The organism is Zemynaea arenosa (assembly GCF_004614185.1).
Classification (GTDB): domain Bacteria; phylum Pseudomonadota; class Gammaproteobacteria; order Burkholderiales; family Burkholderiaceae_D; genus Telluria; species Telluria arenosa.
In genome coordinates, this window is sequence record NZ_SPVF01000206.1 from 1 (window position 1) to 2,651 (window position 2,651).

At 68.8% G+C, this 2,651-nt stretch carries 2 protein-coding genes; both read left to right on the top strand.

The genetic code is table 11. From position 1 onward, the window contains the following. Nucleotides 1-103 precede the first annotated feature (103 nt). Entirely contained in the window at nt 104-1,039 is a 936-nt protein-coding gene (locus tag E4L96_RS16035) for a methyltransferase (RefSeq protein WP_135208222.1), read from the top strand. 78 nt (nt 1,040-1,117) lie between these two features. Further along, entirely contained in the window at nt 1,118-2,638 is a 1,521-nt protein-coding gene (locus E4L96_RS16040; RefSeq protein ID WP_135208223.1) for an FAD-dependent oxidoreductase, read from the top strand. Nucleotides 2,639-2,651: the final 13 nt, after the last annotated feature.

Here is a 2,651-nt window from a genome sequence, read left to right on the forward strand (position 1 = left end):
TGCGGGGGGCGGGGGGCCCACCCTTGGTGTTGTCCCTGCTCGCCCGCGTGGGGGCCGGGCCCGGGGGGCGCGGGGGCGGGGGGCGGATGTGTATCGTGGTGGCATGGATGAATTGCTGGCTTTGGGGCGGGAGCTCAAGGAGCTCGGGTATCGGTTCGTGACGCCGACGGCGGCGACCATCAAGCGCGTCAACCGCCGCCACGAGGGCGAGCCGGCGCGCGATGCGCAGGCGGTGTTCGGATGGGGCCGGGCCTTCGCGCATGACGATGAGCCGGGGCGCTGGCTGCAGCGGCTGCAGGCGCTCCATCTCGCGCAGCCGCAGCATGGCGGCGGCTGGCGCACCGCGCTGCGCGCGGCGACGCTGGGCGACCAGCTGCTGTTCCACACCAGTGGTCCAGCCGCGCCGGCCGATGCGGTCTTCTTTGGGCCCGACACCTACCGCTTCGTCCGCGCCCTCCACGCGGAACTCGACGCGCACGACCAGCGCTGCCGTCGCATCCTCGATCTCGGCTGCGGCGCCGGCGCGGCGGCGCTCGCCCTGGCCCGCCGCTTTCCGCACGCGGAGGTGCTGGCCACCGACGTCAACCCGAAAGCCCTGCAGTTCTGCGCCGCCAACGCCCAGCTCAACGACCTGCCCAACCTGCTCGTGCGCGAGAGCGACAAGTTCGCGGCCATCGGCGGCGCCTTCGACCTGATCGTCTCCGACCCGCCCTTCATCGCGGACGCCGAGCAGCGCACCTACCGCGACGGCGGCGGCGCCCTCGGCCTGCAACTGTCGCTCGACATCGTCCGCGCCAGCCTCCCGCACCTGGCCCCCGGCGGCGCGCTGATGATCTACACCGGCGTGGCCATCGTGCGCGGCGAGGACCGCTTCGCCGATACAGTCCTGCCGCTGCTGCAGCAGGAAGGCCTCGCCACCACCTACGCCGAGATCGACCCCGACATCTTCGGCGAGCTGCTCGGCGAGCCCGCCTACCACGAGGCCGACCGCATCGCCGCCGTCTGGCTTGTGGCGCGCAAGCCGTCCGCGCCTGCATAAGTGAGTCACCGTACAGTCCAAAAGCGCCCCAGCCGTTTTACTGAGAGCTGAATAACAATGCACCAATAGGAGGCCGCCATGTACAGCACCGGGTCGATCTGGAAAGCGACCGCCGACATCCCCGATTACCCCGCGCTGGCCGCGCGCACCCGCGCCGATGTCTGCGTGGTGGGCGCCGGCATCGCGGGCCTGACCACCGCCTACCTGCTGCTGCGCGCCGGGAAGAAGGTCCTGGTGCTCGACGCGGACACCATCGGCAGCGGTGAAACCGGCCGCACCACCGCCCACTTCTTCCCGCCCGATGAGCGCTACTACCAGCTCCAGACCAAGTTCGGTGAAGAGCAGGCGCGCATGGTCGCGAACAGCTTCCGCCAGGCGACCGACTTGGTCGAGAACATCATCCGCGAGGAGCAGATCGACTGCAGCTTCCTGCGCCTGGACGGCTACCTGATCCCGCAGGTCCACGGCCAGAACGACGCCGTCGAAAAGGAATACGTGGCGGCCCACCGCCTCGGCGTGGACGTCGAGCGCCTCGAGCGCGTGCCCGGCATGGTCTATGACACCGGTCCCTGCGTCCGCTTCCGCAACAACGCGCAATTCCATCCGCTGCGCTATCTCGCGGGCCTCGCGAAGGCGATCGAAAAACTCGGTGGCGTCATCCACTGCCATACCCGTGCGCTCGGCATCGACAAGGAAGGCGCCGAGCAGAAGGTCCGCACCACCGGCGGCGACGTCCACGCCCAGCACGTGGTGGTGGCCACGCACACGCCCTTCAACGACCAGGTAGTCATGCACACCAAACAGGCCGGCTACAGCACCTACGTGGTGGGCTTCAAGGTCAAGAAGGGCGCCATCCCGCAGATGCTGTTGTGGGACACCGGCGACCCCTATTACTACGTGCGCCTCGCCACCTTCGACGACAGCGACGAGGACATCCTCATCGTCGGCGGCCAGGACCACAAGACCGGCCAGGAGACCCACTCCCAGCACCGCTGGGACGAAATCGAGATGTGGACCCGCAACCGCTTCGTGCACGTCGGCGAAATCGCTTACCGCTGGTCCGGTGAAGTGATGGAGCCATCCGACGGCGTGGCCTACCTGGGCCGCAATCCGATGGACTCCGAGAACGTCTACCTCATCACCGGCGACTCGGGCAATGGCATGACCAGCTGCACGGTCGGCGCGATGATCGTGCGCGACCTGATCACTGGCGCCTCCAACACCTGGACCTCGCTGTATGCGCCCAACCGCAAGCCCTTCCACGGCCTGGGCGACTTCCTCACCGAGCAGACCAACGTGGCGCAGCAGTACGGGGACTGGCTCAATGCGACCGCCGTGACATCGCCCGAGCACATTGCGCCGGGCGAGGGCGCCTTGATCCGGCGCGGACTGCAGCTGTACGCGGTGTACCGGCCGGAGGAGGGCGACTTGCAGGTACTATCGGCGAAGTGCACCCACCTCGGTTGCGCTGTGCACTGGAATTCGCCGGAGAAGAGCTGGGACTGCCCCTGCCACGGTTCGCGCTTCCGCACCAGCGGTGAGGTGCTGCACGGCCCCGCGGTCGCGCCGCTCGCCATCGTCACGCTCCCGCGCGAGTAGAGCCGCTGTGGCC